General features: G+C 66.7%; 22 protein-coding genes. 13 read left to right on the top strand and 9 right to left on the bottom strand.

Annotation, left to right across the window (positions count from 1 at the left end):
* Positions 1 to 112: 112 nt before the first annotated feature.
* The gene (gene aroB / locus J5226_RS23720; protein WP_215837449.1) at positions 113 to 1,219 is read right to left on the bottom strand and encodes a 3-dehydroquinate synthase; all 1,107 of its coding nucleotides are present in this window, start codon (positions 1,217 to 1,219) and stop codon (positions 113 to 115) included.
* Entirely contained in the window at positions 1,216 to 1,782 is a 567-nt protein-coding gene (locus J5226_RS23715) for a shikimate kinase (RefSeq protein ID WP_215837447.1), read from the bottom strand. The genes aroB and J5226_RS23715 overlap by 4 nt, the downstream gene beginning before the upstream one ends.
* A 138-nt stretch (positions 1,783 to 1,920) precedes the next feature.
* On the opposite strand from J5226_RS23715, the gene J5226_RS23710 reads away from it, so the two are divergent.
* Entirely contained in the window at positions 1,921 to 2,124 is a 204-nt protein-coding gene (locus J5226_RS23710; protein WP_215837445.1) for a dodecin family protein, read from the top strand.
* A gap of 137 nt (positions 2,125 to 2,261) precedes the next feature.
* On the opposite strand, the gene J5226_RS23705 is transcribed toward J5226_RS23710, so the two are convergent.
* Complete coding sequence (locus J5226_RS23705; protein ID WP_255322915.1) at positions 2,262 to 3,128, bottom strand: kinase; 867 nt, start codon at positions 3,126 to 3,128, stop codon at positions 2,262 to 2,264.
* Between the two features lie 17 nt (positions 3,129 to 3,145).
* Between J5226_RS23705 and pdxH the strand changes: the two genes are divergently transcribed.
* Both pdxH and aac(6') read left to right on the top strand, forming a co-directional pair.
* Entirely contained in the window at positions 3,146 to 3,751 is a 606-nt protein-coding gene (pdxH, locus tag J5226_RS23700; RefSeq protein WP_215837443.1) for a pyridoxamine 5'-phosphate oxidase, read from the top strand.
* Complete coding sequence (gene aac(6') / locus J5226_RS23695; protein WP_215837441.1) at positions 3,748 to 4,209, top strand: aminoglycoside 6'-N-acetyltransferase; 462 nt, start codon at positions 3,748 to 3,750, stop codon at positions 4,207 to 4,209. Before pdxH ends, aac(6') begins: the two co-directional genes overlap by 4 nt.
* A gap of 132 nt (positions 4,210 to 4,341) precedes the next feature.
* On the opposite strand, the gene J5226_RS23690 is transcribed toward aac(6'), so the two are convergent.
* Positions 4,342 to 5,139 (bottom strand): ABC transporter substrate-binding protein, encoded by a 798-nt coding sequence (locus J5226_RS23690; RefSeq protein WP_215837432.1) that lies wholly within the window; start codon positions 5,137 to 5,139, stop codon positions 4,342 to 4,344.
* Positions 5,140 to 5,476: 337 nt separating this feature from the next.
* Between J5226_RS23690 and J5226_RS23685 the strand changes: the two genes are divergently transcribed.
* Together J5226_RS23685 and J5226_RS23680 are read left to right on the top strand one after the other, a co-directional pair.
* Complete coding sequence (locus J5226_RS23685; protein ID WP_215837430.1) at positions 5,477 to 6,421, top strand: triacylglycerol lipase; 945 nt, start codon at positions 5,477 to 5,479, stop codon at positions 6,419 to 6,421.
* 2 nt (positions 6,422 to 6,423) lie between these two features.
* A complete protein-coding gene (locus J5226_RS23680) occupies positions 6,424 to 7,428 on the top strand; it encodes a lipase secretion chaperone (RefSeq protein WP_215837428.1) in 1,005 nt (334 codons plus the stop codon).
* Between the two features lie 121 nt (positions 7,429 to 7,549).
* Here J5226_RS23680 and J5226_RS23675 read toward each other — a convergent pair whose 3' ends face one another.
* From J5226_RS23675 to J5226_RS23660, 4 genes are read right to left on the bottom strand one after another with little or no spacing between them, the layout of a single operon-like run.
* Positions 7,550 to 8,011, bottom strand: a complete 462-nt coding sequence (locus tag J5226_RS23675; protein WP_215837426.1) for a DUF4426 domain-containing protein — start codon at positions 8,009 to 8,011, stop codon at positions 7,550 to 7,552.
* Complete coding sequence (gene proC, locus J5226_RS23670; RefSeq protein ID WP_215837424.1) at positions 8,008 to 8,850, bottom strand: pyrroline-5-carboxylate reductase; 843 nt, start codon at positions 8,848 to 8,850, stop codon at positions 8,008 to 8,010. Before proC ends, J5226_RS23675 begins: the two co-directional genes overlap by 4 nt.
* A gap of 23 nt (positions 8,851 to 8,873) precedes the next feature.
* Positions 8,874 to 9,431, bottom strand: coding sequence for a hypothetical protein (locus tag J5226_RS23665; RefSeq protein WP_215837422.1), 558 nt, complete (start codon positions 9,429 to 9,431; stop codon positions 8,874 to 8,876).
* The gene (locus J5226_RS23660) at positions 9,428 to 10,090 is read right to left on the bottom strand and encodes a YggS family pyridoxal phosphate-dependent enzyme (RefSeq protein ID WP_255323137.1); all 663 of its coding nucleotides are present in this window, start codon (positions 10,088 to 10,090) and stop codon (positions 9,428 to 9,430) included. Before J5226_RS23660 ends, J5226_RS23665 begins: the two co-directional genes overlap by 4 nt.
* A gap of 223 nt (positions 10,091 to 10,313) precedes the next feature.
* On the opposite strand from J5226_RS23660, the gene J5226_RS23655 reads away from it, so the two are divergent.
* The 5 genes from J5226_RS23655 to J5226_RS23635 all read left to right on the top strand — a co-directional run bounded on the left by J5226_RS23655 (position 10,314) and on the right by J5226_RS23635 (position 18,797).
* Complete coding sequence (locus J5226_RS23655; protein WP_215837420.1) at positions 10,314 to 11,351, top strand: type IV pilus twitching motility protein PilT; 1,038 nt, start codon at positions 10,314 to 10,316, stop codon at positions 11,349 to 11,351.
* A gap of 116 nt (positions 11,352 to 11,467) precedes the next feature.
* Positions 11,468 to 12,634, top strand: a complete 1,167-nt coding sequence (locus tag J5226_RS23650) for a PilT/PilU family type 4a pilus ATPase (RefSeq protein ID WP_215837418.1) — start codon at positions 11,468 to 11,470, stop codon at positions 12,632 to 12,634.
* A gap of 423 nt (positions 12,635 to 13,057) precedes the next feature.
* Positions 13,058 to 17,947, top strand: a complete 4,890-nt coding sequence (locus J5226_RS23645; protein ID WP_215837416.1) for an RHS repeat-associated core domain-containing protein — start codon at positions 13,058 to 13,060, stop codon at positions 17,945 to 17,947.
* An 8-nt stretch (positions 17,948 to 17,955) separates the two neighbouring features.
* Positions 17,956 to 18,324: an ankyrin repeat domain-containing protein gene (locus J5226_RS23640; RefSeq protein WP_215837414.1), complete on the top strand. Its 369-nt coding sequence runs from the start codon at positions 17,956 to 17,958 to the stop codon at positions 18,322 to 18,324.
* 242 nt (positions 18,325 to 18,566) lie between these two features.
* The gene (locus tag J5226_RS23635; RefSeq protein WP_215837412.1) at positions 18,567 to 18,797 is read left to right on the top strand and encodes a hypothetical protein; all 231 of its coding nucleotides are present in this window, start codon (positions 18,567 to 18,569) and stop codon (positions 18,795 to 18,797) included.
* A gap of 263 nt (positions 18,798 to 19,060) precedes the next feature.
* Here J5226_RS23635 and J5226_RS23630 read toward each other — a convergent pair whose 3' ends face one another.
* Positions 19,061 to 19,963 (bottom strand): hypothetical protein, encoded by a 903-nt coding sequence (locus J5226_RS23630; protein WP_215837404.1) that lies wholly within the window; start codon positions 19,961 to 19,963, stop codon positions 19,061 to 19,063.
* A gap of 393 nt (positions 19,964 to 20,356) precedes the next feature.
* Between J5226_RS23630 and J5226_RS23625 the strand changes: the two genes are divergently transcribed.
* From J5226_RS23625 to J5226_RS23615, 3 genes are read left to right on the top strand one after another with little or no spacing between them, the layout of a single operon-like run.
* Positions 20,357 to 21,517, top strand: a complete 1,161-nt coding sequence (locus J5226_RS23625; RefSeq protein ID WP_215837402.1) for an ATP-grasp domain-containing protein — start codon at positions 20,357 to 20,359, stop codon at positions 21,515 to 21,517.
* Positions 21,514 to 22,626, top strand: coding sequence for a GNAT family N-acetyltransferase (locus J5226_RS23620; protein ID WP_215837400.1), 1,113 nt, complete (start codon positions 21,514 to 21,516; stop codon positions 22,624 to 22,626). Before J5226_RS23625 ends, J5226_RS23620 begins: the two co-directional genes overlap by 4 nt.
* Before the next feature lie 38 nt (positions 22,627 to 22,664).
* A complete protein-coding gene (locus J5226_RS23615) occupies positions 22,665 to 23,678 on the top strand; it encodes a Rieske 2Fe-2S domain-containing protein (protein WP_215837397.1) in 1,014 nt (337 codons plus the stop codon).
* The last annotated feature ends 6 nt before the right edge of the window (positions 23,679 to 23,684 follow it).

Genomic DNA, 23,684 nt, shown 5'->3' with positions numbered 1-23,684 from the left:
CAAGAACGCGGCGCGGCGCGCGGCGTGAAGCGAGGCGACGGCGCGGGGCCGGAAACGAAGACGGCGGCGCGTCGCCGCGCCGCCGTCGTGGCGATCGATCGATGGGGCAGGCTCAACCCTCGGCCAACACCGCCAGCACCTGCTCGTCCGGCACGCCCGAAACGATCCGCGCCGCGCCGGCGCGATCCCACAGGATGAAGCGCAGGCCCGAAGCGTCGGCCTTTTTGTCCAACCGCATGCGCACCAGCAGCGCTTGCGGCTCCAGGCCGGCGGGAATGCGCACCGGCAAGCCCAGGCGTTCGAGCAGGCGCCGCAAGCGCTCGGCGTCGGCGACGCTGGAACGCCCCAACGCGGCCGACAGCCGCGCGGCCAGCACCATCCCCACCGCCACCGCCTCGCCGTGGTTGAGGCCGTCGCCGCTGGTGCCGGCGTAGCCCTGCTCGGTTTCGATGGCGTGGCCGAAGGTGTGGCCGAAGTTGAGCATGGCGCGGTCGCCGCGCTCGAACGGATCGCGCGCGACCACGTCGGCCTTGAACGCGCAGCTGCGCGCGATCGCCTCGCTGAGCGCGGCGTCGTCGCGGGCGAGCAGGGCGTCGGCGTGGCTTTCCAGCCAGTCGAGGAAGCCGGCGTCGAAGATCGCGCCGTACTTCACCACCTCGGCCAGCCCGGCGCGCAGTTCGCGGTCGGGCAGGGTGCGCAGCGCCGAGGTGTCGGCGATCACCGCGCGCGGCGGATGGAAGGCGCCGACCAGATTCTTGCCGCTGGGCAGGTCGACCGCGGTCTTGCCGCCGACCGAGGAATCCACCATCGCCAGCAGCGTGGTCGGCAACTGCACGCAGTCGATGCCGCGCATCCAGCAGGCCGCGGCGAAGCCGGCGAGATCGCCGACCACGCCGCCGCCGAGCGCGACCACGGTCGCATCGCGGGTCGCGCCGAGCTGCGACAGCTCGTGCAGGCATTGGCCGAAGCGCTCCAGCGTCTTTTCGTGTTCGCCGGGCGGGATCACGAAGCGGGCCACGTTCAAGTCCGGCTTGGCCGCGCGCAGCGCAGCGGCGACGCCGTCCAGATACAGCGGCGCGACGTTGCCGTCGCTGACGATCAGCGCGTGGCGGCCGCGCAGCGGCTTGCTCAGGCGCGCGCCGTCGGCGAGCAGGCCGGGCCCGATTTCGATGCTGTAGCCGGCCTCGCCGGACACTTCGACTTTGCGCGGCGCGCTCATGCGGTGACTCCAAGGGGGGATGCGGATGGCGAAGGCGGACGCCGCCACAGCGCGTCGAGCTGCCGCGCCAGGCCCAGCGCGGCCTCGGCCGCGCCGGCGGCGCCGGTGTCGAACTGCAGGTCGGCGACTTCGGCGTACAGCGGCGCGCGCGCTTGCGCCAGATCGCGCAGCACCTGCTCGCGGTCGCCGCGCGCCAGCAGCGGGCGGCTGCGGTCCTGGGCGAGGCGCTCGAGCTGCTGCTCGACGCTGACCTGCAAGTGCACGACGAAACCGCGCTCGCGCAGCAGCCGGCGGTTGTCCGGCGCCAGCACCGCGCCGCCGCCGGTGGACAGCAGCAGGCCGTCGGCGGCCAGCAACTCGGCCAGCATCGCGCTTTCGCGCTCGCGGAAGCCGGCTTCGCCTTCGTGTTGGAAGATCTCGGCGATGCGCGCGCCGGCGCGCAGCTCGACCTCGCGGTCGGCGTCGACCGCGCGCAGGCCGAAGCGCTCGGCCAGCCGCTTGCCGATGCAGGTTTTGCCCGAGCCCATCGGCCCGACCAGGATCAGATTGCTCGCCGGATTCATGCCGCGATTGTAGGGCACGCGGCGGCCGCGCTTGCGCCGGCTTAACGCGGACCGGCCTAGGCTCCGGATTCCCGCCGCCGGCCCCGCGCGCGCCGCGGCGCGGGCCCGTTCCGTCCGCGCGCCTCAGGAGAAACGCTCATGGCGGTCGCCAAGGTCATCGAACTCAGCACCTCTTCCACTTCCGGCATCGAGGACGCGGTCAAAACCGGTCTGGCCAAGTGCGCCGAATCGGTCAAGAACATCCAGGGCGCCTGGGTCAACGAGATCAAGGTCACCACCGACGACGCCGGCAACATCCAGGAGTGGCGGGTCAATCTGAAGGTCAGCTTCGTGGTGAAGTGACGGCGTCGGCGGCCGGTCCGGGCGAGGTCCGGGCCGGTTGCGGTGCGGCGGGGGGCGCCGCGAGCGCGCTGTGTTTCGGATGATGGTTTCGATGGCGCGGCGAGGTTGCAGCCGAGCACGGGGCCGCGCGCGGCGGCTTAGGCAGCGACGATCCGCCGCCGCGCATCCAGCACGACCGTGCGGTCCGCGATCCGCGGCAGCCGCGCCAGCGCTTGCCGGCTGACCCGCTCGAACAGGCTGACGAAGCGCCGCACCTGCGCCTGGGTCATGCCGCGGCGGCGCGGATGGCGCGCTTGCAAGCTTTGTTCTTGCTGCCAGCGCCAGCCGGCCACGACCTCGAAGCCGGGCGGTTGCAGGAACAGCAAGCGGTCCAGGCGCGACCACAGCGCGGGGTAGTCCGCCGCCAGCGCACGATTGCAGTAGCCGCGCCACACGCCGTCGGCGTCTTCGTCGCGTTCCAACGCGTTGACCGGTGCGATCAGTTCGTCCTCGCGCTGCGCCGGCGCGCCCAAGAACCACCCCTCGAACACGATCAGATCGGCGCCGCCCGCGCGCGGCCAGCGCGACGGCGGCAGGCGGGTGTCGGCGAGCTTGTCGAAACGCGGCAGCCGCACCGCCGCGCCCGCGCGCAGTCGGTCGAGAACCTCGCAGGCCAGCGCGACCTCGTGCGTACCCGGCGGCCCGCGCGTGGCCAGCAGCGGATGCACGTGCCGGCCCAGGCGCAGGCGCTCGCGCCGGCCGAGATAGAAATCGTCGACCGACAGCACCGCCGCGCGCAGTCCGCGCGCGTGCGCGGCCGCGGCCAGTTGCGCGGCCAGCGTCGATTTGCCGCTGCCCTGCAAGCCGCTGATCGCGTAAACGCGCGCGCCGGAGGCGAGCGCGTCGTCGAGCGTCGCGGCGACGAATTCGGCGGTGAAACCGTGCCCTGCGTCGGCGCCGGCGGACGCGGGTTTGCCGGTTGTGGCGGACGCGGCAACGGCGGGCGGATGCAGACGCGGCGACATGCGCTCACAATAGCGCAATGACCCAGACCGCCGATTTGCTCGACCAAGCCCTCGCCACCTTCGACGCGCTGTTCGAGGAAGCGCGCGCCGCCGGCGAGCCCGATCCGACCGCGATGAGCGTGGCCACCGCCTCGCTCGACGGCCGCCCGTCCGTGCGCACCGTGCTGCTCAAGGCGCACGACGCGCGCGGCTTCGTGTTCTACACCCACCTCGACGGCCGCAAGGGCCGCGAACTGCAGGCCAATCCGCACGCGGCGCTGCTGTTCCACTGGCCGCGCGTGCGCCACGGCGTGCAGGTGCGGATCGAAGGCGCGGTGGAGATCGTCTCCGACGCCGAAGCCGACGCCTACTTCGCCAGCCGCCCGCGGGTGAGCCAGATCGGCGCGTGGGCGTCGAAGCAGTCGGAAACCCTGGACAGGCGCGAAGTGTTCGAGCAGCGTTTGTCCGAAGCCGAACACACCTTCGAGGGCCGCAACGTGCCGCGCCCGCCGCGTTGGACCGGCCTGCGCGTGCGCGCCGAGAAGATCGAATTCTGGTACGGCGCCGACTTCCGCTTGCACGAGCGCTGGCTGTACGAAAGCGACCGCGCCGGCGAGTGGAGCAAGCGGATGCTGTATCCGTGAATCCGCCCTGGCGCGTGCGCGCGGCCGAGGCCGGCGACCGCGCCGGCTGGGCGGGTTTGCGCGCGCGGCTGTGGCCGGATCAGCGTCTCGCCGATCTGGCCGATGAGCTCGACGATTGGTTCGAAGACCCGCGCCTGGCCGCGTTCGTGGCCGAGGACGGCGAAGGCGTGTGCGGTTTCGCCGAAGCGAGTTTGCGCAGCGATTACGTGAACGGCACGCAGACTTCGCCGGTGGCGTTTTTGGAAGGCTGGTACGTGGCGCCGGAGCGGCGCGGGCAAGGCGTCGGCCGCGCGTTGATCGCGGCGGTGGAGGCGTGGGGACGCGGGCGCGGATGCCGCGAACTGGCGTCGGACGCGTTGCTCGACAACGTCGATTCGCAGCGCGCGCATGAAGCCTGCGGGTTCGAGGAGACCGAGCGCGTCGTGTATTTCCGGCGCGTGTTGGGCGAACGGGACTGAAGCCGCACGAGTCTTCGTGCGTAGCGTCGTGGTTGAGGATTCGCGGTCGCGGCTCGCGCCGCTCCTACAGGCAGCCCCTGTAGGAGCGGCGCGAGCCGCGACCGCGACAACGCAACTACGACGGACCCCACCTCACCCCGCCCGCCGCCGCGCCCACCCTTCGATGATCCGGCTCAACTCGTCCACGCCCGCCGTCAGCGCCGCCGGCCCCGGCTGCAGGATGATCGGCGACTTCACCTCATGCAGTTCGCCGTCGCGCACCGCCGGCACCTCGCTCCAACCCTCGCGCGCGGCCACTTGCTCGGGGCGGAACTTCTTGCCGCACCAACTGCCGAGGATCAACTCCGGCGCGCGCCGCGCGGCTTCGAGCGGATCGGCCAGGATGCGGTCGCGCGCCAGCGGCATCGCCGCGTGTTCGGGGAACACGTCGTCGCCGCCGGCGATGCCGACCAACTCGGAGACCCAGCGGATGCCGGTGATCTGCGGGCTGTCCCATTCCTCGAAATACACCTTGGGCCGCCGCGGCAGGCGCGCGGCGCGTTCGCGCGCGGCGTCGAGGTGGCGTTCCAGCTCGCCGGCCAGCGCGTTCGCGCGTTCGCCCGCGCCGACCAGCGCGCCGAGCCGGCGCACGTAATCGACGATGCCCTCGACGCTGCGGTGATTGCTGATCCACACCTCGACGCCGTGCTTGATCAACTCGCTGGCGATCTCGGCCTGGATGTCGGAGAAGCCGACCACGAAATCGGGCCGGAGCTTGAGGATCTCGCCGATCTTGGCGCTGGTGAAGGCGCTGACCTTGGGCTTTTCCTTGCGCGCTTGCGGCGGCCGCACGGTGAAGCCGCTGATGCCGACGATGCGGTCCTGCTCGCCGAGCAGGTACAGGGTTTCGGTGGGTTCCTCGGTGAGGCAGACGATGCGTTGCGGGCCCATGGGTGCGGTAGTCGACAGCGGGGGCGTCATTGTCGGCGATGTGGGGGCGGGGCGGTGGCGTCGTGGTTGCGGTGGCGCGGTCGCGGCTTGCGCCGCTCCTACAGGGAGCCCATGCGGGTGCGATTCCCTGCGTGGGAGCGGCGTGAGCCGCGACCGAGACACCCCGCCTGCCGCGCAACCCACGATGCAGCGCAACATTTCCCCCACGCCCGCGCCGCCGTTTCCCCCGTCCAGTTCACATTTCCCCGCGCCATGCTGCAGCGCGGCGTGTGCCCGCCATACCCATTCGTACAGTCGAGGCGTCGGCGCGCCGCCGGCGCGTCCCGTGGAGGGGACCATGTCGCGACTCAAGCTGCGCCGCCTGTTCGGCGCGCCCGTGCTGTTCGCCGTGCTGCTGATCGCCGCCGCGTTCCCGGCCAGCGCCGACGACTACACCAAGACCCGCTACCCGGTGGTGCTGGTGCACGGCTTGTTCGGCTTCGACGCCATCGGCGGCGTATACGACTACTGGTTCGGCATCCCGCAGGCGCTGCGCTCCGGCGGCGCGCAGGTCTATGTCGCGCAAGTGTCGGCGGCCAATTCCAACGAAGTGCGCGGCGAGCAGTTGATCGAGCAACTGGAAACCCTGCAGGCGCTGCACGGCTACACCAAATTCAATCTGGTCGGCCATAGCCAGGGCGGGCCGACCGCGCGCTATGTCGCGGCGGTGCGGCCGGATCTGGTCGCCTCGATGACCTCGATCGGTTCGCCCCACGCCGGCAGCAAGGTCGCCGATTTCGTCGGCGCGGTGCTGCCCGACGGTTCGCCGCTGCGGCCCTTGGTCGCCTCGTTCGTGAATGCGTTCTCCTCGCTGATCGGCGCGCTGTCGGGCGGACAGTCGCCGCAGGATTCGCTGGCCGCGCTCAAGGCGCTCGACAGCGCCGGCGCGGCGCGCTTCAACGCGCGCTATCCGCAGGGCAAGCCGACCACGACCTGCGGCAGCGGCGCGGCGTCGGCGGGCGGCGTGCGTTATTACTCGTTCGGCGGCGTGTCCAACTCCACCAACTGGCTCGACGCCTCCGACCCGGCGATGATCGCCGGCGGCCTGTTGTTCGGCGGCGAAGCCAACGACGGCCTGGTCGGCCGCTGCTCGAACCACTGGGGCCAGGTGATCCGCGACGATTACGAGTGGAACCACCTCGACGAGGTCAACCAGATCGCCGGCCTGCGCGGCGTGTTCAGCGCCAACCCGACCAGCGTCTACCGCGCGCACCTCAACCGGCTCAAGAACGCGGGGCTGTAAGCATGCGCGATACCGCGCTGGGCTTGGCGATGGCGGCGGTGGCGGTGCTCGCCATCGCCGCGGTGTTCGCCGTCGGCGGCGTGCTGGAACGGCCGCTGCTGTTGTCGGCGGCGCCGGTGGTCAGCAGCGGCGCCGGCGGCAAGCTGGTCGATCCCGAAGGCGGGCCCGCGCCCGACGCGGCGCCGGCGGAGGTCGAGCCGCGAGATTCCTTGCGCGATACCGGCGTCGACGGCGCGGCGAGCTTGGATGCGCTCGGCCGCCCGCGCGCCGACCGCGAACTGCGCCGTTTGTTCGACTACTTCCTCGCCCGCGGCGGCGAGCGCTCGCCCGAGGCGATCCGCTCCGCGCTCGCATCGCATCTGCACGCGCAACTCACGCCGACGGCGCTGGCGACGGTGCTGGCGTGGTACGACGCCTATGTGGCGCTGGAACGCGATTCGGTCGCGCTCGCGCAAGGCGCGGGCGGCGCCGAGGCCGCGTTCGAGCGCGTGCGCGCGCTGCGTCGCGAGCGCTTGGGCGAGGCCTTGGCGCAGGCGTTCTACGCGCAGGAGGAATCCGATTACGAACAAGCGCGCCGGCGCGGCCAATTGCGCGGCGCGCTGCTGGCCGAGCGCGATCCGGCCGAACGCGCGGCGCTCGCTGCGCGCTTGCAGCGCGACGCGGCGGCCGAGCCGGCGCTGCAGGGCAGCGCGCAGTTGAACGACGCGGTCGAGCAGAGCCGCCGTTTCGACCGCGACGGCGCCGCGCCCGCGGCGCGTTACGCGCAGCGCGAAGCCCAGTTCGGCGCCGAGGCGGCGCAGCGCTTGGGCGAACTCGATCGACGCCGCGCGCAGTGGCAACTGCGTCTGCGCAGCTACGCCGCGCAGCGTCAGCGCGTGCTGGCCGACAACGGGCTCAGCCAGAGCCAGCGGCGGCAGCGGCTGGATGCGCTGCTGGCGCCGTTCGATCCGAACGAACGGCGGCGGGTGGATGCGTTGGCGCGCAACGGCGGGTTGCCGGGGCAGTGAGGCGGCGCCGGTTCCGGGCCGATTTTCGCGCCGGGATTCCGATTCGAGCGATGGCCGAGCCGCTTGCGCCGCCGCCGCGCTTTCGGCGCGACGGCGGATTCGCGCTCAGAAGGGTCCGCGCTCAGAAAAAATCGCGATTGAACTTCATCGAATGGCGCCCGTTCGGGCCGACCATCGTCACCTCGAACCGCAGCGTATCCGGCGGCGACACCTGCGCGGTGCCGACATAATCGACCAGATCGCCGTCGCGCACTTCGCGCAGCGTCAGCGTCTGCTTGCGGCCGAGCAGATCGGTGACCGTCGCTTCGGCCCGTTGCGCAGTCAGCGCCTTGGCATCGGCCTCTTCGCCCTGACGCAGCGACATCACCAGCAGCACGGTGCGCGCATCGCGCGGCGCGCCGTAGCGGCGCACCACTTGCTCGGGCAGTTTGTCGGTCTGCACCGCGGTGGCGTGCATCGCCACCGCGCCGATCCTGACCGTCTCGCTGCCGGCCGCATTGCCCTGCGCCGGCGGCACCGACGCCTCGCGCCCGCAGCCGGCCAGCAGCGCCAGCGCGATCGCGCCGATGGCGAGGCGGCTCATTCGTTCGCCGCCGACAACTGCCGGCCGCGCTCGGTGGCCGCGGCGATGGCGCGGTCGACCAAACCGCGGAAACCGCCGGCCTCGAAGGTTTCCACCGCGGCCTGGGTGGTGCCGTTGGGCGAGGTGACCCGCGCGCGCAGCGTCGCCGCCGGCTCTTCGCTGGCCTGCAGCATGGTCGCCGCGCCGAGCAGGGTTTGGGTGACCAGCGCGCGCGCCGCCTCGGCGCTGAGTCCTTGCGCTTCGCCGGCTTGTTGCATCGCTTCGGCAAGCAAGAACACATAAGCCGGACCGCTGCCGGACACCGCGGTGACCGCGTCCATCTGCGCTTCGTCGTCGATGCGCACGGTCGGGCCGACCGCCGACAGCAGCTCGGCCGCTTGCGCGAAGCGCGGCCGCGCGGCCTCGTTGGCGTACAGCCCGGTGATGCCGGCGCCGAGCAGGGCCGGGGTGTTGGGCATCGCCCGCACCACCGCCGCGCCGCCGCCGAGCCAGCGGTCGAGCTGGCCGGCGGTGATGCCGGCGGCGATGGAAATCGCCAGCGGCGCCTGCGCGCGGGCCTGCGCGGCGAGCGCGCCGCAGACCTCGCGCATCACCTGCGGCTTGACCGCCAGCAACCACACGTCGGCGCCTTCCACCGCCTGTTCGCCGCGCTCGAACACCGGCACGCCGAAGTCGCGCGCCAGCGCCTCGCGCAGTGCGGGCACCGGCTCGGCCACGCGCAGGCGCGAAGGTTCGGCGCCGCGCGCGATCAAGCCGCCGATCAGGCTGCGGGCCATGTTGCCGCCGCCGACGAAGGCGAGGGTGGGGGCGGAAGGCGGAGCGGTGTTGGCGTTGGGCATGGAATCGGGACCAGGAAAGAGATTCAGAGCGCCGGCAAGACCGGCATCGGGACGTCGTCGATGCGGGCCTCGAACCGGTAGTCGGGCCGATAGCGGCCGACGTAGGTCAGCGCGATCCGCCCGCTCCACAGGATATCGAAGCGCTCGCTGTCGCCGCGGCGGACGAAGCGGATGCGGTGATCGACCGCGCTGTCGTGGCCGAGCAGGTACAGGCCGAAGGCGAGGTCTTCGCCGTCCTCGATCTCGTCCTCGACCGGATCGAGCGCGAACTCGGCGCCGTCCAGCGCGGCGGCGGCGACTTGCGCCGGCGGGCCGACCCGGAAGCCGCCGCGCTCGCCCCAGAAGGTCGAGGACAGCGTGCAGCGGTGGTAGTTGCCCCAGACGCCCGGCGCCTTCCAGCTGTCGTCCTCGGGCGCGTCCGGGTCCTCTTCGATGTCGCGCTCGGCGTAGTACGCGGCGCTGACCAGATGCAGATCGAACCAGACCTCGCCGTCCTCGACCCGCGCGGTCCACTCGAAGGTTTCCACGGCGTGGCCCTCGGGCCAGGGATTGCCGGGGAAGACTATCCGGCCGCGGCTCACGGCGCCGCGGCCTTGCGCGGCCGCGCGCCGAACAACGCGGTGCCGATCCGCACCAGGGTGGCGCCTTCGGCGACGGCGATGGCGAAGTCGTCGCTCATGCCCATCGACAAGGTGTCCAGGCCCGGATGCTCGGCGGCGAGGGCGTCGAACAGCGCCTTGGCGCGGCGGAACGACGGCCGGCGCTGTTCCGGGTCCGGGTGTGGGGTCGGGATCACCATCAGCCCGCGCAGGCGCAGCGCCGGTTCGGCGGCGATGGCCGCGGCCAGCGCCGGTGCGTCCTCGGGGCGGCAGCCGTGCTTGCTGTCCTCGTCGTCGATGTTGACCTGGATCAGCACGTTCAGCGGCGCCCCGGCGCGATGCCGGGCCAGCGCGGCGACCAGCTTGGGCCGGTCGAGGGTGTGGACCCAGTCGAACAGCGCCGCCGCCTCGGCGGCCTTGTTCGATTGCAGGTGGCCGATCAGGTGCCACTCCAGCGCCCGTCCGGCCGCGGCGGTGGCGGCCATCGCCGCGCGCTTGGCCGCGGCCTCCTGAACGTAGTTCTCGCCGAACGCGTCCTGGCCCTGCAGCGCCAGTTCCGCGACCGCGGTCTCATCCTGGGTCTTACTGACCGCAAGCAATCGAGGAACCGGCCTGCCGGCGTCATGCGCCGCGCGGCGCAACTGTTGCAAGATGTCGTGAAGTACGTGCTCGTGCACGTGGGGAAATCCTGTGAGAAAGGGTGGGCGAACCGAGCACACCGGTTAGCCTTCGCGGGGCTATACTGCCTCTTAGGGGTGGTTGGGTTCCAGCTTTTGAAGTGGCGTCCGAGGCCTCGCGGCCGGTGGTTCGGACCCTTTTTGTAGGACCCGCGAACCGGGTCCAAGCGCAGTGCGGGGAGCACGCATGGATATCGCCGAACTTCTGGCGTTTTCGGTAAAGAACAAAGCATCCGACTTGCATCTTTCGGCCGGCCTGCCGCCGATGATCCGGGTCGACGGCGACGTGCGCCGGATCAACATCCCGGCCCTGGACCACAAGCAGGTGCACGCCCTGGTGTACGACATCATGTCGGACAAGCAGCGGCGCGACTTCGAAGAGTTCCTGGAAGTCGATTTCTCCTTCGAGATCCCGGGGCTGGCGCGTTTCCGCGTCAACGCCTTCAACCAGAACCGCGGCGCCGGCGCGGTGTTCCGTACCATTCCCTCCGAGGTGCTGACCCTCGAGGATCTGGGCTGCCCGCCGATCTTCCGCCAGCTGATCGAACAGCCGCAGGGCCTGATCCTGGTGACCGGGCCGACCGGTTCGGGCAAGTCGACCACGCTCGCGGCGATGATCGACCACATCAACAAGAACGAGTACGCGCACATCCTCTCGGTCGAAGACCCGATCGAGTTCGTGCACACCTCGCAGAAGTGCCTGATCAACCAGCGCGAAGTCCACCGCGACACGCACGGGTTCAACGAGGCCCTGCGCTCGGCGCTGCGCGAAGACCCCGACTACATCCTCGTGGGCGAGTTGCGCGACCTGGAAACCATCCGCCTGGCGCTGACCGCCGCGGAAACCGGCCACTTGGTGTTCGGCACCCTGCACACCTCCTCGGCGGCCAAGACGGTCGACCGCATCATCGACGTGTTCCCCGCCGGCGAAAAGCCGATGGTGCGCTCGATGCTGTCGGAATCGCTGCGCGCGGTGATCTCGCAGGCGCTGCTCAAGAAGGTCGGCGGCGGCCGTACCGCGGCCTGGGAAATCATGGTCGGCATCCCCGCGATCCGTAACCTCATCCGCGAGGACAAGGTCGCGCAGATGTACTCGGCGATCCAGACCGGCCAGGGCCACGGCATGATGACCCTGGACCAGCACCTGCAAGATCTGGTCAAGCGCGGCCTGATCCTGCGCCCGCAGGCCAAGGAATACGCCAAGGACAAGCGTCTGTTCGAATGACGCCCGCCCGGCGGCGCGCCAGCCGCGCCGCCCCTCCGACGTCGCGCGCAGCCGCGAGCGCCACATCCCCCCGGCGGCCCTCGCCGCCGTAATCGACCTCCCGAGGAGGTAGCCGTATGAACACTCCCGCCCCGCCCAACCCGACCACCGCCCCCGGCGCGATCGACTTCACCTCCTTCCTCAAGCTGATGGCGCACCAGCGCGCCTCCGACTTGTTCATCACCGCCGGCATGCCGCCGTCGATGAAGGTGCACGGCAAGATCGCCCCGATCACGCAGAACCCGCTGACCCCGCAGCAGAGCCGCGACCTCGTGCTCAACGTGATGAACCCTCAGCAGCGCGAGGAGTTCGAGAAGACCCACGAGTGCAACTTCGCCATCGGCGTCACCGGCGTCGGCCGCTTCCGCGTGAGCTGCTTCTACCAGCGCAATCAGGTCGGCATGGTGCTGCGCCGGATCGAGACCAAGATTCCGACCGTCGAAGAGCTGAACCTGCCGCCGATCATCAAGACGCTGGCGATGACCAAGCGCGGCATCATCATCTTCGTCGGCGCCACCGGCACCGGTAAGTCGACCTCGCTGGCGGCGATGATCGGTTACCGCAACCAGAACTCGACCGGCCACATCATCACCATCGAAGACCCGATCGAATTCGTGCACCGCCACGAGGGCTGCATCATCACCCAGCGCGAAGTCGGCATCGACACCGACAGCTGGGAAGCCGCGCTCAAGAACACCCTGCGTCAGGCGCCGGACGTGATCATGATCGGCGAGGTGCGCACCCGCGAAGGCATGGACCACGCCATCGCCTTCGCCGAAACCGGCCACCTGGTGCTGTGCACGCTGCACGCCAACAACGCCAACCAGGCGATGGACCGCATCATCAACTTCTTCCCGGAAGACCGCCGCCTGCAGTTGCTGATGGACTTGTCGCTGAACCTCAAGGGCGTGGTCGCCCAGCAGCTGATCCCGACCCCCGACGGCAAGGGCCGCCGCGTGGCGATGGAAATCCTGCTCGGCACCCCGCTGGCGCAGGACTACATCCGCGACGGCGAGATCCACAAGCTCAAGGAGCTGATGAAGGAATCGACCCAGCTCGGCATGAAGACCTTCGATCAGGCGTTGTTCGAGCTCTACCAGGGCGGCGAGATCAGCTACGAAGACGCGCTGCGTTATGCGGACTCGCAGAACGAAGTGCGCCTGCGCATCAAGCTGGCCCAGGGCGGCGACGCGCGGACCTTGTCGCAGGGGTTGGATGGGGTGGAAGTGGCCGAGGTGCGGTGATTGCGGTCGGTGGTTTCATCGGAAGCATCAGAAGGAACCGGCGCGAGCCGGTTCTTTCGTTTGTGGGGTCGTAGCGATTGGGCGGTGAGGGCGCGGATGTAGGATGCGACGGTTACTGCGACGCGGCTGAGAGCGCAGCGGCTGGCGTCGGCGAACTGCCCGTGGCGCAAGGCTGGTGCGCTGTCGCCCCAGCTGTTTGCTCACACTGTAGGCAACCGGCAAGAAGCGAACGGCACAAAAGTTTGCCTATTTGTAATATGCAATTTCTCTGTCTTGAAACGGCCGAAGGGAAGCTGGGATCATCCCTGGCGTAAGTCTTCGCGCTTCGATCTGATCGACGCCGCCCCGATGAACCCGTCGGCGGGGTAGCGGGGTCACGGACGTTCTGCCGCCGGCGGCGGCACTCTTCATCGGATGACGGTAATGGCCACCAACTCCCTCTCGCGCCTCTTCGCTGCGTTCTTGCTGATCCTGGTATGGGCGATGTGGCCCCAGGCGGCGCGGGCGGCTGATCGTTACTGCGCCAATCGCTACATGCCGGCACAGCAAACGGCCTGCTTCAAGACCTTGGGCGAAGCTGAGCAGTACATCCGCACTGAGCCCGCGACGCCGATAGGCAATGCCCTTCTGGAAGTGGTCAGCTCCAAGCAATCCGGTGGCGGAAATTTCACCTACAAGTATGAAGTCAAGCGCCGAGCCCCCAACTTCCTGGGCGACTTTTACTCGGCCGACAATCCTTTTGGTACCGGACGCGGTTGCGCCAGCAACGGCGTGAAAACGCCCAAGAACGAAACCCGCTGCGACGACGAGGCGAAGCTGTCGGACGACATCAAGCTCTACTATCAGGGCTCCAATATCACTTCGACATATTATCTCGGAGCCTACGACAGCAGTCCGATCAGCGGTTGGACGCCGTATTATCAGTATCTCAGCGTGAATCGATCGCCGGCCAGTCAGCCAACTCCGTTGCGGACTTTTACGGTCGATTTTGGAACCTTGAGCCATACTTGGAAAGTTTATCGTACCGATTGGTACAAGTGTCCCGATTTGTTCACCTCCGCCTACCCCAACCCCGGGGTCGTGTGGACGCAGGCGTGCACGAATGGAGCCCAGGGGGAAATCTACTGGAAGTCGGAGCAATACGACTCCTGCTGCAAGGACGGAAATCCGGCGGTAGCGTCGACCGGCAACAAGGAATACCGAGAGACGGATTTCGATTGGGAAGGCGAGGCGTTCTCGCGCTCCTACAACTCGATCGCCGATATGCCCCTGCAGTCGGGCATGACGGACAGCTGGGCGCACTCGTTCTCCGCCCGGTTGGTGATGGCGGATGGATCGCCCAATACCTGGATTCGCTCGGACGGCTATTACGAATCGCCACGCTGGGACGCGGCGAGCTCGTCCTATGGCTCCAACAATCGCACCGGCGTGGTGATCGTCAAGGAGCCGGATGATGTCGCGGCCGTGCGCGGCCGTTGGCGCATTTCGACGAGCGATCGGGGGCTTTCCTGGTTCAACGAGAGCGGCCGTTTGTCGGCGTTCGATCGCGGCGGCAGGATCTTCACGCTCCAATATTGCAGCCAGAGCGATGTCCAGGCGGCGGTTTGCCTGTCGGAAGGCGATTTGCGCTCAGTGCGCAGTTCCACGGGGCGCTCGCTGGTCTTCGATTACATCGCGGCTTTCCCGCCCAAGCCTGGCGACAGTGGCGCGCGCGTTTCGCGTATTTCGGCCGATGGCGCCGTTCTGGTCGAGTATGTTTACGATGGCCAGGGGCGCCTGACGCACGCGAGCAAAGGCGGCGCGGCGGCCGGCGAGGGCATGGAGTATCTCTATGCGGAACCGAACTACCTATGCAAGACCGCAAGCGGCGGCAACGTCGCCGGCTGCGTTGCTGGAAGTTACCCGAATTATCTGACCGGCGTCCTGGACGAAAACGGGCAGCGTTACGCGAGTTATTCGTACGACGAAATGGGGCGCGTGGTCATCAGCGAGCATGCTGGCGGCACCGGGAAGGTCACGCTGACCTACACCGGTTCCACCACCGCGAGCGTGACGCTGCCCAACGGAGCGACCAAGAACTACGTTTTCTCGACGCAAGCATTCCGGCAACCGACCAATATTGCGTTCGTCACCACCGACGGATCTTCAGCGGGCACGGCTTCCTCGAGCTGGTCGAATTACCGTCGCGATTGGAGCATCGCTCCGAGCGGCGCCCGTACCGACTATCAATACAATCCGTTCCACGAAATCAGCCGCAAGGAAGGTTTGGCAGCGGGAGGAGGAGCTACCGCCCTCACCAGGACGATTCAAACCGACTGGAGCCCCGGTTTCGCGAATCCGACCGAGCGGCGAGTGCTGGATAGTGCGAACGCGTTGGTGGCCAAGTCTCAGTGGAGCTACAACGGTCGCGGCCAGGTTTTAACATCGACGCAGATCGATCCTGTGTCCAACGAAGTCCGTACGTCTACCAAGACTTACTGCGAGGATGCCGACGTGACGGCGGGCACCTGTCCGCTGGTGGGATTGATCAAATCCCTCGACGGTCCACGCACCGATGTCGCGGATGTGACTACTTACACCTATTACGCCAGCGACGACGCGGCATGCGCGGCGACGCCCGCAGATTGCGCATACCGAAAGGGCGACCTGTGGAAAGTCATCAACCCCTTAGGTCAAGTGGTGGAATATCTTCGCTACGATTCGGCTGGCCGGGCTCTTTCCAGCAAAGACCCCAACGGCGTAGTGACCGACCTCGAATACACGCCTCGAGGTTGGTTGTCCGCGCGCAAGGTCCGCGGCTCCGATCCGAATTCCGAAACGGATGACGCGATCACCCGTTACGAATACGACCTGATCGGTCAAGTAAAGAAGGTGATCCAGCCCGACAACTCGTACATTCGTTACGAGTACGACGCTGCGCATCGTCTGACCGATATTTTCGACATGGCGGGCAATCGGATTCACTACACGCTCAATGCGGAGGGTGCTCGGACCAAGGAAGACACCCAGGACTCGAACGGTACGCTCAAGCGGACGCTGTCGCGAATTTATAACCAACTCGGCCAGCTTAAAACGGCCAAGACCGCCGAAGGCCATCCGACGGGTTACACCTATGATGCTGGTGGTAATGGCGATGTGGAGACCGATGCGCTCGGTCACAAGACCGATAGTGATCATGACCCATTGGGACGACTGGCGAAGACATTGCAGGACGTCGGCGGGATCAACGCCCAGACCGAGTTCAAGTACGATACGCAAGATCGCCTGGTGCGAGTTACCGATCCGAAGAATCTCAATACCGATTACGGATACAATGGCCTGGGCGACCAGACTCGCCTGAGCAGCCCGGATACGGGCGTATCGACATTCACCTACGACAGTGCCGGTAACCGCAAGACTGCGACGGATGCGCGTGGAATCACCGAGACTTACAGCTACGACGCGCTCAACCGAATGACAAGCGTCGTCTATCCGACCCCAGGTCTCAATGTCGCCTACACCTACGACAGCGCGCCTACCGTTTGCGCTGCGGGCGAGACCTTCGCCAGGGGGCGCTTGACGCTGATGACCGATGGGAGTGGCAGCACCCAGTACTGTTACGACCGATTTGGCAATACGGTCAGGAAAGTGCAGACCACTAATGGCAAGGTCTTCACTGTGCGTTACGGTTATTCCCTGGCTGGTCAACTGAGCAGCGTTACGTATCCGGATGGGGCGCTGGTTACGTACCAGCGAGATGCGCAGGGAAGAATAAGTCGCGTTGACGCCGCGCGTGGTGGAACTGGAAGCACAAGTGAAATCCTACTAAGTCAAGTCGGCTATCACCCATTTGGTCCGGTTGCGACTTGGATCTATGGAAACGGCCGAACGATGTCCAGGCCAGTTGACCAGGACTATCGTACTATCGCGATTCACGACCCGGATTTGGATGGGCTGTCCGTGGGCTTTGGCTTCGACGCGGTCGGTAATATCGACAAGCTCACTTCTGCTGGAGCGAGTAACCCGTTATTGGCGTACAGCTACGATGCGTTGAATCGATTGACGCACCTGCGAGACGGGGCAACCAGTTCCGTTATTGAGGCGTATACCTATGATGCCTCAGGTAATAGGTTGAGTTTTGCTAATGCTGTGGACAGCAAAATTTACAACTATGATTCCAGCAGTCACCGCTTGCTGGGCGTCGATCCTGTAGGGATCAGGAAGTACGATGCGAGTGGCAATACGATTCAGATCGGGGCAAGGAAATTTACATACAACGACCTGGGGCGAAATGATGAACTGATAGACGGAGTCGGTTCGTTGGAGACTTATGTCTACAACGGACGTGGTGAAAGGCTTCGCAGGGGCGGTGGAGGTGGTGATCGATATGCCATGTATGACGAGAAAGGACGTTGGTTAGGTGAATATGATTCGACTGGAAAGGCGGAGCAGCAAATAATATGGATGGATGGGCTTCCCGTTGGATTGTTCGGGGATTCGGGAGGGGCCAAGTACGTCGAAAGTGACGGCTTGGGTTCTCCAAGGGTGGTTGTCGATCCGATAAGAAATCGTGGTGTGTGGTCGTGGGATGTAAAAGGCGAGGCGTTTGGAAATTCGGAGCCGAATGAGGATGCTGACGGAGATGGGGCTGCCTTGCGCTTCGATATGAGGTTCCCAGGTCAGCGATTCGACAGGGCTTCTGGATTTAGTTATAACTATCTCCGGAGTTATGATCCGAGTGTGGGTCGCTACCTGGAAAGCGATCCTATCGGTTTGAACGGTGGAATTAATACATACTCTTACGCATATGGCGATCCGCTCGGCGGAATAGATCCGCGTGGAACTCAGGTAATGCCGCCGATGTACTTCTGGCCTCCGCCTCCGCCTCCGCCCGGGGCTTCATTGAATGGTGATGGCGATAATGCCTCGAGTCCGCTGGGTAGTCAGTCAGGCCAATCCTTGTGCGCTGGAGGGTGGTGTGATGATTTGTTAGCGAAGGTTGGAAGCGTTTGCACATATCTGGCTGCCGGGGCAGTAGGCTCCGCTTTATTGCAGAACTCGGTTTCCACGCAGGAGGATATTATCGAAGATAAGGCATTGCTTAATCAGCGATATCATCGAGCCTGCGATAGGCCTCCTCCTCCGCATCTTGATAATTGTGAAGCAGCTAAATGGCAGTACCGGCAGTCGAAGAAATGCTACGATCTTAGGAACGAGTGGGAAGAGCGTTTTGGGCCAATACAAAAGCATCAAGAACAGCTTGTGCAGGTCAAAGCTAGGATGGCGAATGCTGTAAATCGTATTATTCAGTTCTGTTGCCGAACATGTCAGTAGGAAGGTGCATGGATTCCGCGCTAAAAGAGATTCTCGATCGTGTCGCCCTAACGGCTGCGTGGTTGGGTATTGAGCCCAAAAGGTTGAGTGATAGGAATTCTATGGGAGATACCCCTCTCCATACAGTTTGTACTTGGGGTGATGCAAGGGCTGTCAAGGTGCTATTGAGAGAGGGGGCAGACGTCAATGCGTCTGGTGAGTTCGGTTCTCCGCCGTTGATTAATGCAATCGCCGGGGGGAGTTATGAGGTGGTGGAGGTGCTCGTCAAGCATGGTGCGGATCTAGGAGTTATCAACCAGATCGGCTATACCCCTCTTCGATATGCTATGGCGGTCAATGCGGATGGGCGAATCAAGTCGATTCTCAGTAAGAAGTAAGTGTAGGTTTCATCAAATTACGAGGAGCCGGGCGCAGGTTCCATCTCAATAAGCTCAGAATTTGATCCTGAGATTGAACTTCGTCTCGTCACTAACATTGCCAGTGCGCGTATCCACTCGCTAGCTCTCAATCACAACGACCGAAGCGACTTGGCGTCTCAGTTCATGCAGCGTGCTTTCCTCCGCATTTACGCCGTCGATGGGGTCGCGGTCGCAACAAGATCGATGCATGACGGCCATGGATGCTTTTGCCTTCGAGCCAGCGGCACGATGAGATTTTCGATTGGCGGTGTTTGGGAATCGAGATGCCGCACGCGTCATTGTCGTTGATGAAAGGGCTGCTTTATTTTGCGGCGGTGCTGTTCTTCTTTTGCCATGCTGCCCTGATTGCACTGGAAGGCCCTGAACATTCTGCCATTAGGCTGCGACGCCACGATCAAAACAGCGCGCAATGCGATTTGCTTTACCAGTAACTATGAGCAAATCGCTTTCCGTCGACATGGGTTTGTCAACAAGGCGTCTGTGTGATTTGCTGCTCACCTTCTTACCTTCTCGCCTTGTCTCTGTCCATGGGATTATTGCTATATCTGCGGCGTGAGTCGCCGAGAGTCGTGTCTTTGGGATCCAAGTGACCGGTCCGCGATTTGGATTGCGCGGGTCTTGTCTCCGCGGCGATGTAAAGGAAAAGCCGGCTTCCGCCGGCTTTTTTCGCTTGCGGGATCTGCGCGGACAGCCGTCAGAACTTCCCGCCGGCCCGTACACCGAGGTACCCGCTCGGCTCCCCCGTGCGCACATCGAAACTGCCGCGCCCGGTGAAGCCCACGCTCAAGCCGTTTTGATCGAAGTTGAGCCCGCCCTCGCCGGTGATGCGGCTCAAACCCCGGTTGTCGAACGCCAGGCCGCCTTGCACGTAGCCGCTCAGATTCTCGGAGAAGCTGCGCCCCAGTTTCCCGGTCACGTCGGCGTTCTGGAATCCCTGGTTGTTGAACGTCGCGCCGGCGTTGAAATCGAAACTGTAGGCATTGCCCAGCGTCGTCGTGCTTTTCACCGCGGCGTTGTAGCTCGGCGTCGAATTCGGCCCGAACGGGCCGAGCGTCGTGCTCAGGGTCACGCTGTCGAGCGTGGTGTTGAAGCTCACGCTCGCGAAGCCGGTGACGCTCAAGGGCGATATGCCCATGCGCGCTTCGAGGGTCGCGTTGGGGCTGCCGGTGTAGTTCATCCCGAAATTGATCGAGACGTCGTCGATCGTGGCGTTGGCGACGGCGGCCGGGTCGTTCGGGGTGATGCCGACGCTCGGCGACCACACGTTGTACTCGGTGATCGCCGGCGTGGTCGGCAGGGCGGGCTGAGCCTGGGCGACATCGGCGTAGGTCGGAACGCCGCCGAGGAACGAAACGGCGACGGGGTTGGCGGCCGGGTCGACCGTCATGGCGCTGAGCTGCGACAACGCGGCGGGCGAGATGCTGATGTCGACCGGCGTGACCGGAGTCGGATCAACCGCGGCGGCCGCTAGCGCGTCGGCGGCGGCTTTGTCGTCGGCGGCCTGTTGCGCGGCGGAGGTCGCGGCGGCGCGTTCGGCGGCGTCGGAGGCGTTTTGCGAGGAGTTGGAGCCGGAGACTCCGTTGCTTGCGTCGGCCATGAGAAAACTCTCCTTGAGGGCGTCCGGCGGGGCGGGTCGCGTTGAAAGCGTTTTCAAGACCGACCCTAGCAAGGCGGGCGGGGCGGGCAATACCTGGGGCGGACCCGAGTCCGGCCCTTCGCGTACGCGCTGACGAGCGGCTTAACTCTCTGAAATAAAACCGTTTATCGGGATTCTCCGGGCGCCGCGCGAACGACTTTGCGACTAGCGGTCCGGGCGGGTACGGCGTCGGAGGCCGCGGCGAGCCGTTGCCATCGCCCGTGTCGTTGCCGTGTCGCCGCATCGCGCGGACTTGCCACCGCGCCCGCATGCTTCGATCCTTCCGGGTCCCGTCGTCCGCCGCATCCGCAACGCGCGGCACGTCGATCCGCTCGCTCACCCCCTCGCTTCCGCATGCCCAACGTCCTCGTCCTCGGCGCCCGCGCGCCGGCCGCGCTCGAAATCGCCCGCCGCTTCCATGCGAGCGGCCGCGGCGTTGCGATGGCGGCCGACAGCGTGTCGTGCCGGCTGTCGGGCTGGTCGAACGCGGTCGCCGCGAGCTTGCCCATCGCCGGGCCGCGCTTCGACGCGGCGCGGTTCGCGGCGGATTTGGCGCGCGTCGTCGCGCAGCGCCGCATCGACCTGGTCGTGCCGACTTGCGAGGAGGCGTTCTGGCTCTCGCGTTATCGCGGTGCGTTGCCGGACAGCGTGCGCGTCTTGGTCGACGAGTTCGACAAGCTGCGCGAACTACACAGCAAGCTGCGCTTCCTCGAGTTGGCGCGCGATTGCGGCGCCGGCGTGCCCGAGAGCGCGGCGGTGCGCAGCGTGGAGGAAGCCCGCGCCTGGGCCGCGGGAAGGCCGCTGGTGCTGAAGCCCGAATACTCGCGTTTCGGCGTGCATGTGCGTCTGTATCCGCAAGGGATGCTCGCCGATGCGCCGCCGCTGCCGTTGGCGCAGACCTGGGTCGCGCAGCGCTTCCACGCCGGCACCGAGCTGTGTTCCTACAGCGTCGCCGATCGCGGCCGTTTGCTCGCGCATTCGGTGTATCGGCCCGCCTATCGGCTCAGCCGCAGTTCCAGCTTCTATTTCGAGCCGGCGCCGAACGCGGCGATCCGGAGCTTCGTCGAGCGCTTCGTGCGCAAAATCGCTTACACCGGGCAGATTTCCTTCGATTGGATCGTCGGCGACGACGGCGTCGCGACGGTGCTGGAATGCAATCCGCGCGCGACCAGCGGCGTGCATCTGTTCGGCCGCGACGACGCGTTGCCTGAGGCGCTGTTGGGCGAGAACATCGCTTGCGTCGAAGCGCGGCCCGAGCGGCCGCGCATGCTCGCGCCGGTGATGCTCGGCGCCGGGTTCGCGCAGGCGCTGGCGCGCGGCCGCGCGCGCGAGTGGCTGCGCGACTGGCGCCGCGCCGACGATGTGCTGTCGGTGCCCGGAGACCGCGCGCCGCCGCTCGGCGGTTTGGTCGATCTCGGTGCGTACGCGCTGTCCGCGCTGCGTCGCGGCGGCAGCCTGCGCGAGGCGGCGACGCGCGATATCGAATGGGACGGTGAAGAGTTGCCGGACCTGTGAGCGCGTCGGCGCGCCTGGAAGCGGAGTTCGCGCGGCGCGTGGAGGCGTTCGCGCGGATCCACGGCGGCGCGGATTCGCGCGAATGGGTCGCCAATCTGAAGACGCGCGCGGAAACGATCGACAGCGGCGAGCGCCGCTATCCGGTCAGCGTCGACGACGGTGATATCGACGGCAACGCTTGGGTCTGCTCGCCGCGCACCACCTACGGCGATTACGCCACCGAGGAAGCCGTGCGTTACGCGCCGGCCGCGGCCGCGCCGCTGTTGCGCGTGGCCGGGCGCGGGCTCGACGGCTGGCTGCGCCGCGCCGGCATCGACCGCGCGGTGGCGATCAACAACTGGTGGTTGTCGACCAACCTCTATCCCGACTGGCGCGAGGGCGAGGCGGCGCGGTTGTTGCGCGGCGCGTTGCAGCGCTGGCCTGCGCATGCGGTCTGGCTGCGCTCGCTCAACCGCGATCAGCACGCCGATTGGCTGGCCGAATGCGAAGCGCTCGGGTTCGCGCTGATTCCAAGCCGGCAGGTGTATCTGTTTCGCGATGTGGCCGAGTCGGCGCGCCGCCGCCACAACTTGCGCATGGATCTGAAATTGGCGGCGAAACAGCCGGGCCGCGCGCGCGACAGCGACATCGGCGAGGACGATTACGCCCGCATCGCCTGGCTCTACCAGCGCCTGTACATGGACAAGTATTCGAGCTTCAACCCGCGCTACAGCGAGCGCTTCCTGCGCGAATGGCATCGCGCCGGGCTGCTGCGTTTCGACGGATTTCGCGACGAAGCCGGGCAGTTGATGTGCATCGCCGGCGTTTTCGGTTTCGGCGCGACCTTGACCACGCCCATCGTCGGCTACGACACCGATCTGCCGCAGCGCCTCGGGCTCTACCGGCTGCTGACCGCGACCACGTTCGAGCACGCCGTCGCCGGCGGCGAGACGATCAACTTCAGCGCCGGCGCGGCCGGGTTCAAGCGCTTGCGCGGCGGCGAGGCGAGCATCGAGTACAGCGCGGTGTATGCGCGCCACCTGCCGGCCAAGGCGCGCCGCGCCGTGGCGGCGCTGTCGGCGCTGACCCGGCGGGTCGGGGTGCCGATCATGCGAAGATTCGAGCTATGACCGTCATGGATCGAGACGCTGCCCACGATGCGGGGCGCATGAGCGTTTGGCATCCCTCGCACGCCGCGCGTTGGTTCCCCGCGCTGTGCAGCGGCCGGCTGCGCGGCGCGCCGGTCGCGGTGAGCTTGCTGGACCGGCCGTATGCGCTGGCGCGCGACGGCGCCGGCCGCGCGTTCGCGCTCGAAGACCGTTGCCCGCACCGGCATGCGCCGCTGTCGCGCGGCGTGTGCAGCGAGGGCGGTTTGGCTTGCCCGTACCACGGTTGGCGCTTCGATGCCGAAGGCCGCTTGTGCGGGATTCCGGGCATGCCGGCCGACGGCGCGCTCCCGCAGGTGCGGGTGCGCAGCGCGGCGGTGCGCGAGCACGACGGCTTGATCTGGCTGCGGCCCGATGGCCGCGACGAAGGCGAACTGCCGGCGATGGTGCGGCGCAACCCGCCCGGTTCGCGCCGCTTCCTGTGGCAGACGCAATGGCGCGCGAACGTGATCGACGCGATCGAGAACTTCCTCGATCCCTTGCATACCCACTGGATCCATCCCGGCCTGGTGCGCCGCGGCGGCGCGCGGCAGCCGGCGACGGCGCGGTTCGTGCCGTCCGACGAGGGCTTCGTCGTCGATTACCTCGGCCAAGCCCAGCAATCGGGTTTGCTGTATCGCCTGTTCGAGTCGCCGCGCGAAAGCGAGCGCGCGCTGTTCGACGCGCCGGGCAGCGCGCAGATCGAGTATCGCTACGCCAACGGCGGCGCGGTCCGGATCAGCCTGCATTTCGCGCCGCACGATGTCGCCACCACTTCGGTGTTCGCGACCCTGCACGTGGAGAAGCGCCGGGCGCCGGCATGGCTGGTGCGCGCGCTGGTGTGGCCCTTCCTCAAACGGGTCAACGATCAGGACGCGCGCATGCTGGCGCTGCAATCCGACAATCTGCGCCGTTTCGGCGCGGTGCGCGGCGCTTCGACCCAACTGGACCTGGTGCGGCCGTGGGTCGAAGCGTTCTGGACCCACGGCGCGCCGCCGGCGGACGCGCGGGCCAAGGATGTGGCGCTGATGCTTTAGCGCCGC

The sequence above is a fragment of the Lysobacter sp. K5869 genome (assembly GCF_018847975.1).
Taxonomy (GTDB): domain Bacteria; phylum Pseudomonadota; class Gammaproteobacteria; order Xanthomonadales; family Xanthomonadaceae; genus Lysobacter.
This window is presented reverse-complemented; position numbering and strand designations above follow the sequence as displayed.

Excerpts from the sequence above, each read along its gene's own strand:
- aroB (WP_215837449.1), bottom strand. The coding sequence starts at position 1,219 with ATGAGCGCGCCGCGCAAAGTCGAAGTGTCCGGCGAGGCCGGCTACAGC.
- J5226_RS23715 (WP_215837447.1), bottom strand. The coding sequence starts at position 1,782 with ATGAATCCGGCGAGCAATCTGATCCTGGTCGGGCCGATGGGCTCGGGC.
- J5226_RS23710 (WP_215837445.1), top strand. The coding sequence starts at position 1,921 with ATGGCGGTCGCCAAGGTCATCGAACTCAGCACCTCTTCCACTTCCGGC.
- J5226_RS23705 (WP_255322915.1), bottom strand. The coding sequence starts at position 3,128 with ATGTCGCCGCGTCTGCATCCGCCCGCCGTTGCCGCGTCCGCCACAACC.
- pdxH (WP_215837443.1), top strand. The coding sequence starts at position 3,146 with ATGACCCAGACCGCCGATTTGCTCGACCAAGCCCTCGCCACCTTCGAC.
- J5226_RS23690 (WP_215837432.1), bottom strand. The coding sequence starts at position 5,139 with ATGGGCCCGCAACGCATCGTCTGCCTCACCGAGGAACCCACCGAAACC.
- J5226_RS23685 (WP_215837430.1), top strand. The coding sequence starts at position 5,477 with ATGTCGCGACTCAAGCTGCGCCGCCTGTTCGGCGCGCCCGTGCTGTTC.
- J5226_RS23680 (WP_215837428.1), top strand. The coding sequence starts at position 6,424 with ATGCGCGATACCGCGCTGGGCTTGGCGATGGCGGCGGTGGCGGTGCTC.
- J5226_RS23675 (WP_215837426.1), bottom strand. The coding sequence starts at position 8,011 with ATGAGCCGCCTCGCCATCGGCGCGATCGCGCTGGCGCTGCTGGCCGGC.
- proC (WP_215837424.1), bottom strand. The coding sequence starts at position 8,850 with ATGCCCAACGCCAACACCGCTCCGCCTTCCGCCCCCACCCTCGCCTTC.
- J5226_RS23655 (WP_215837420.1), top strand. The coding sequence starts at position 10,314 with ATGGATATCGCCGAACTTCTGGCGTTTTCGGTAAAGAACAAAGCATCC.
- J5226_RS23650 (WP_215837418.1), top strand. The coding sequence starts at position 11,468 with ATGAACACTCCCGCCCCGCCCAACCCGACCACCGCCCCCGGCGCGATC.
- J5226_RS23645 (WP_215837416.1), top strand. The coding sequence starts at position 13,058 with ATGGCCACCAACTCCCTCTCGCGCCTCTTCGCTGCGTTCTTGCTGATC.
- J5226_RS23640 (WP_215837414.1), top strand. The coding sequence starts at position 17,956 with ATGGATTCCGCGCTAAAAGAGATTCTCGATCGTGTCGCCCTAACGGCT.
- J5226_RS23635 (WP_215837412.1), top strand. The coding sequence starts at position 18,567 with ATGCTTTTGCCTTCGAGCCAGCGGCACGATGAGATTTTCGATTGGCGG.
- J5226_RS23630 (WP_215837404.1), bottom strand. The coding sequence starts at position 19,963 with ATGGCCGACGCAAGCAACGGAGTCTCCGGCTCCAACTCCTCGCAAAAC.
- J5226_RS23625 (WP_215837402.1), top strand. The coding sequence starts at position 20,357 with ATGCCCAACGTCCTCGTCCTCGGCGCCCGCGCGCCGGCCGCGCTCGAA.
- J5226_RS23615 (WP_215837397.1), top strand. The coding sequence starts at position 22,665 with ATGAGCGTTTGGCATCCCTCGCACGCCGCGCGTTGGTTCCCCGCGCTG.